The following is a 6,037-nucleotide window of genomic DNA, read 5'->3' on the forward strand; positions in this document are numbered from 1 at the left end:
AAATAATGTTATTTCTTGTTTTGCCAAAAAAATAAATATTTAAAATTATCTAATTAACATTTTTTACAATTTTAATTAACTACGAAAAAACCGAATTAAGGCTTAAATTTTATTTCTTAATAAAAACCGGTTAAGATTTTATTTTTTGACCAAATTAATTAAATTTACTATCAATTAATTTGCTTAAAAATTTTTTTAATTTACTAATAAATATAATATTTATAATGTTTCTAATATTTCTAATCTGCCTAAATTTTCCAAAAATGTATCTAATTGGCATGAAAAGTCTAGATTTGATGACAATACCGTATTATCACGGACGGCAAGGGATGAGGCTACTGGTTAGTCGTTATTTAGGGAGAACGTTGGATTCCCGCTTTCGCGGGAATGACAGAGATTTGCGGGAATGACAGAGATTTGCGGGAATGACAGAGATTTGCGGGAATGACAGAAATAAGTGCGTTTATGAGAAACGCTATCTAACCAGCAACCAACAACCAACAACTAACAACCCCCCAACCTCCCCTTCAAAGGGGGGCAACAACCAATAAATAACCAATAACCAACAACCAACAAAAACAACACCCTGAATGTTATACATTTAGAGTGTTCAGCTACAGGGTTAATAGTCCGCGATGAATTACCAGACCAACACCTCAGAATTACCGTTACTTTCCTGGGGGGTGGCCGAACCTGGGGGTAGTTACGATTTCGGTAAAGTCCGTGAACACCCCAGCGCTCAACCGCAGTGGATTTCTGTGTTGGTCGATGCACCGGGAACGGAGGAAAAACTCTTTACTTATCGGATACCTCCCGATTTACCAGTGCAACCAGGAGATATTTTATCCGTGCCTTTTGGTCCACAGCAAATCGGCGCGATCGCGATTAAATTTCTGGACAAATTACCCGATGATTTAGCGGCGACTCAGGTAAAAAATGTCGAAGATGTGGTAGTCGCCAGTTTTTTTCCTCGGAGTTATTGGCAACTGCTGGAACGAGTAGCGGCTTATTACTATACTCCCTTAATCCAGGTAATTCGCACCGCTATGCCACCGGGACTTTTGGCGCGATCGCAACGCCGGATTAGACTCAACGGGGAAATTCCTCCGGGGGCTGATATTTTCCTCAGTGCAGCCGGTCGTCAAATCCTAAATTTACTGCAAACCGCCAAAACCGGAGACTATACTTGGCAGTATATCCGCCGTCAAGTACCCAAAGCTACATCGGGACTCAAAGAATTACTCAAACGGGGTTGGGTGGAAAGTTATCTAGAATCCCCTAAACCCCCTAGGGCGCAAATGCGTCAAGCGGTGACATTAATCGGAGAAGGTCTATCCCATGACCTCACCCCCAGGCAGCAAGAAGTAGTAGAAATTTTGCGGCGTCGGGGGGGTGAACTCTGGATGACCGAATTATTGCAAATTTGTCAAACCAGTTCCTCCCTAGTCAAAGTCTTGGAAGAAAAAGGCTATGTAGCTATTTCGCTTCAGGAACGGTTGCGCGTCCTGGCAGAACCAACCCAGAAACCCGACCAAGCCAAAACCTTGACCCGTTATCAAACTAAGGCATTAGAACTGATCAAATCTCTGCATGAATTTGCCCTGGTTTTATTGCATGGGGTCACGGGTTCCGGGAAAACCGAAGTCTATATGCAGGCGATCGCGCCTATTCTTGCCCAGGGAAAATCCGCCCTGGTACTCGTCCCAGAAATTGGCCTCACCCCACAACTCACAGACCGTTTCCGGGCGCGGTTTGGCGACCAAATCGCCATTTATCATAGCCAACTATCGGACGGCGAACGATACGATAGTTGGCGGGTTATGCTCACCGGCACCCCGCAAATCGTCATTGGCACCCGGTCGGCTATTTTTGCCCCCCTCCCCAACCTAGGGCTGATTATTCTCGATGAAGAATTCGACGACAGCTATAAACAAGACCAACCCGCCCCAAGTTATCATGCGCGTACCGTTGCCCAATGGCGGGCGGAATTGGTCAACTGTCCTCTAATCCTCGGTTCTGCCACTCCTTCTTTAGAAAGTTGGGTACAAGTCGCCGAAGCCCAAGAAACCGCCGCCATTCCCACTTATTACCTCTCCTTACCAGAACGCATTCACGGGCAAGCCATGCCCCCCATTGAAATAGTGGATATGCGCGAAGAATTGCGCCAAGGCAACCGGACAATTTTTAGTCAGTCTTTGCAAAAGGCTTTAAACGATCTGATCGAAACCAAGCAACAAGGGATTTTATTTATTCACCGTCGGGGACATAGCAGTTTTATCTCTTGTCGCAGTTGTGGCTATGTGATGGAATGTCCCCATTGTGATGTTTCCTTGGCCTATCATCACCCCCACGAAAACGCGGCGGAACTGTTGCGCTGTCACTATTGCGGCCATACTCAGCAGCCCTTGACCCGTTGCCCGGAATGTCATTCTCCTTATTTTAAGCATTTTGGCAGCGGCACCCAGAAAGTTGCCCAACATTTAGCGCAGCATTTTCCCCAGTTGCGGTTAATTCGCTTTGATAGCGATACTACGCGCACCAAAGGCGCCCACCGCGCCCTGATTTCTCGCTTTGCCCAAGGGGAAGCGGATCTATTAATTGGTACGCAAATGTTGACTAAGGGGTTGGACTTACCCCAAGTGACTTTGGTGGGGGTGGTGGCTGCGGATGGATTGCTGAATTTATCGGATTATCGGGCTTCGGAACGGGCTTTTCAGACTTTAACTCAGGTGGCGGGTCGGGCCGGTCGGGGTCGCGACCCTGGACGAGTGATTATTCAAACCTATACTCCAGACCATCCCGTGATTTCGGCGGTGCGATCGCATGACCTGGACGGATTTATTGCTAATGAACTGGCGGAACGGGCAGCCCTGAATTATCCCCCTTATGGTCGATTAATTTTACTCCGCATTTCTGGGGGCAATGAAGGAGAAGTGGCGGCGACTGCGGAACGTTTAGCCACAATATTAAGGAACGGTAAATCCCTAACAGAGGGCAAACCGTTGACCCCTACATTAGTTAACCGTGGAGAACCGATAGAACCCACCGCCGATGATTTATTTACCGATGATTTATTTACCAATGATTTTGAATTACTCGGCCCTGCCCCAGCGCCAATTATGCGAATCGGCGATCGCTATCGGTGGCAGATATTGCTCAAATTTGCCCCAGGAATTCCCGTGGACTTGCCCCCCTTGGAACAGTTGCGATCGCATTGCCCGAAATGGGTCAGTCTTAGCATTGATGTTGACCCCTTGTATTTGAGTTAATCACCACATTTGGGCGATCTCCAAAAAAAGACAAAAACGGCGGAGCAAGATCCGCAAACAATTAAGACCTCACATTCCGCCGTCTTGGAATAGAGACAGAATTTCTCACATCTCTATTGCCTTTCCCTTATGTATATATCTGTATAAGTTGCCTAGAAATGACTGCTAGTTTCCTGGAGTGGTGCTTTCAGTTCCGGTGCCTTCGGTAGTCGCCCCTGGAGTGGTGCTTTCAGTTCCGGTGCCTTCGGTAGTCGCCCCTGGAGTGGTGCCTTCAGTTCCGGTGCCGGGAGTGGAGGTGGCATCAGTGCCGGTGCCGGGAGTGGAGGTGGCATCAGTGCCGGTGCCGGGAGTGGAGGTGGCATCAGTACCCATGCTCGGAGTTGTAGTGGCATCAGTGCCGGTGCCGGGAGTGGAGGTAGCATCAGTGCCAGTTGCCCCTGGAGTGGTTGCCCCTGGAGTTGTAGTGGTATCAGTGCCCGTGCCACCTGGAGTGGTTGCCTCTGGAGTTGTGGTAGCATCAGGAGTGGTTGCCCCTGGAGTTGTGGTGGTATCAGCCGGTGCCGCTTCATTGGTATCCGTCGGGGCTGCACCTTCTTCCGGCTTAGAACAGCCAGCTAACAATCCTACGCTTAGGATACAAGCAGCAACAAGAGTTTTAAAGTATCTAGCTTTCATGGAACACTCCTCAAGAAAAATCAATCCACATCGATCGCTAAGAATAGCACATAAATTAATTTTGTCTATCCGTGTCTTTTACCTTTGCTTAACTATTTTTAGGATTGTGCTAACCCAAAGGAATTTTTTCCCTACAGCAGTATGGGTTCTGAGCGATCGCCTTTATGTATTTGCTAAGTGACAAAAAAGTTGCGAGAAAAAACCGGCTTTTTTTATCACATAAAATAACTGATTAATTATTAATTATTAATTATTGGTTATTGGTTATTGGTTGATTGTTGTTTGTTGATTGTTGATTGAGGAGCTTCAGGAGTGGGGGAGCTTCAGGAGTGGGGGAGCGGGGGAGCTTCAGGAGCGGGGGAGCTTCAGGAGCGGGGGAGAAAATAACCAACAAACAACAACCAACAATCAACCAACAATCAATCAACAAAGAATCCCTACCCAACAAACAACAACCAACAATCAACCAACAAAGAATCCCTACCCAACAAACAACCAACAAACAACAACCAACAATCAACCAACAACTAACAATAAATAACCAAATTAATTCCAATTGCCAATCATCATAAACGCTGACCAAAAATAAGGATGAGATAAATTAAGATTTCTCAGTTCGGCTAATTCTTCAGAAAGAGGCAACATTTCCCCATTTGATAATCTTAATTGGCCATTTTCAATTCTAGTTTTTCCTTTAATCATGGCGATTTGCGCCGCACGCAATGCTTGAGATTTAATGGGGTTTTCACTTAATTCTTGATAAAAATCACTCATTAATCCCAAAGTACCCGCATCACTCACATACCATAGGCTGGCTAAAGCTGATTTGACTCCTGCTTGAACCGCTAAACCAGCAAAACCTAATTCTGCTTCGGGGGAACCTACTGCGGTCTTACAAGCGGATAAAACTAATAGTTCAATGGGGGTATTTTCGACTTGACTCCATCCGAGTTCATTGGCGATTGTCTTGAGTTCACCCAGATTCATTTTGCGGTCATAAAACTGGATATAAGATTCATTCAAGTCTCCTGCTTTAAATTCTCCGTGAGTGGCTAAGTGAATAATTCCAAATTGTTCTGTTTGATTCACAGTTTTAAACTCATCTACGGTAAATTCTTGATTCAGAAATAACTCCCCTTGCCAAGATTCTCTGAGAATATTGTTTAGTTCAATAGGAACGGCAGGTAAGGGGTTTAGGTCGGTAAATTCTGAAGCACCCATTGCTAGAATTGGGGTATTTCTCACGTCAGCGTAACTGACATCAGTTAATCCAAAACTGGGAACTAGGGCAACGCCATATTTTTCAATTAAAAACTGTTTGCCATCATGCAATGCGGCAATGGGCAGACTGCGTAAACCAGAGTCCATTGATAAGACTAAAATATCAATGCCTTCTGCTTGTAATTGGGGTTCTATCGGGGCAATCAGGGTTTGATAAAGTTTTTGGGCATTTTCCAGATATTTCTGCGATCGCCGATATCTTGGATCGGTAATTTGATTTATAAATTGTTGAATGGTTTCTCGCAGTTCTTGCCCCTTCACTTCTGGCAATTGTATATGCTGAACTGGGCCTTGACTCTGGGCGACTATTACTCCAGGAATTTGCCGAGTTGAAGCTAACAGTTGTGCGGTATTTTCTATTCTGCCATCAGGACTGGGGACGACTGTAAATAAATCCAGTTGACTCTCGCTGGCTGAGACATAAATAAATGCGGATTTTTGTCCCGTGACTTGCCACAGGTCGTATAAGGTGGCAGAAATTTCATCAAAAGAAGGGGCTTTACCAAACAGTTCCAGTCCTAAATAATCGCTAAATTCTACCGCTTGATATTCTTCAATTAACTGAACCGCTACATCCACATCAACTTGTTGTAATTGTGCTTCATAAGCAGGGCGATCGACCTGTTGTTCTCCTCTAGGCATTTCCGGGCCTGGTTTTTCTTGCGGGGGTTTTTCTCCCGGTCGATTACCGATCTGATTCGGGGTCGGGGGACCTGATGTAGGAGGAGAAGGTGGCGACTGAAAACCATGAACCTGTAAAGGTTCTAAGGGGATGTTGCGATCGCCAAGGGGAGGTTGTCCCGGTTGAGGTT

At 45.8% G+C, this 6,037-nt stretch carries 3 protein-coding genes; 1 reads left to right on the forward strand and 2 read right to left on the reverse strand.

Going from position 1 to position 6,037, the window contains the following annotated elements; translation table 11 throughout:
- Nucleotides 1–635: 635 nt before the first annotated feature.
- The gene (gene priA, locus AM228_RS26930) at nucleotides 636–3,269 is read left to right on the forward strand and encodes a primosomal protein N' (protein ID WP_054469994.1); all 2,634 of its coding nucleotides are present in this window, start codon (nucleotides 636–638) and stop codon (nucleotides 3,267–3,269) included.
- A gap of 165 nt (nucleotides 3,270–3,434) precedes the next feature.
- Here the strand turns inward: priA and AM228_RS26935 are convergent, their stop codons facing one another.
- Both AM228_RS26935 and AM228_RS26945 read right to left on the reverse strand, forming a co-directional pair.
- The gene (locus tag AM228_RS26935; RefSeq protein WP_054469995.1) at nucleotides 3,435–3,944 is read right to left on the reverse strand and encodes a hypothetical protein; all 510 of its coding nucleotides are present in this window, start codon (nucleotides 3,942–3,944) and stop codon (nucleotides 3,435–3,437) included.
- A gap of 546 nt (nucleotides 3,945–4,490) precedes the next feature.
- Nucleotides 4,491–6,037 (reverse strand): CHAT domain-containing protein (locus AM228_RS26945; protein ID WP_054469996.1); only part of this gene is annotated, 1,547 nt, incomplete at its 5' end.

Origin of the sequence: Planktothricoides sp. SR001, from assembly GCF_001276715.1 — a bacterium.
Classification (GTDB): Bacteria; Cyanobacteriota; Cyanobacteriia; order Cyanobacteriales; family Laspinemataceae; genus Planktothricoides; species Planktothricoides raciborskii.